Source organism: Blautia sp. AM28-27, from assembly GCF_003480905.1.
GTDB classification, from domain to species: Bacteria; Bacillota; Clostridia; order Lachnospirales; family Lachnospiraceae; genus Fusicatenibacter; species Fusicatenibacter saccharivorans.
Genome location: NZ_QUJK01000045.1, coordinates 483 through 687, shown reverse-complemented (window position 1 = coordinate 687; position 205 = coordinate 483). Strand labels below are relative to the sequence as shown.

1 pseudogene is annotated in these 205 nt (G+C 41.0%); it reads right to left on the bottom strand.

From position 1 onward, the window contains the following. A pseudogene (locus tag DW743_RS18580) lies at positions 1–205 on the bottom strand (IS200/IS605 family element RNA-guided endonuclease TnpB); the annotation flags it as partial.

Here is a 205-nt window from a genome sequence, read left to right as displayed (position 1 = left end):
CTGGGATTTGATACCGTATTTCCATTGCTGTCAGAATAGAATGCTTTGATTCCAACATCAATTCCAATCGTTCCTCCAGCATTTGGGCGTGGTTCCGGTTTGAAATCAACATTTAAGACTGCAAAATATTTTCCGGCCGGTGTGTACTCAATGGTTACGTGATTAATTTTTCCCACTTCCATCGACTGGCGTATTTTGACAAATC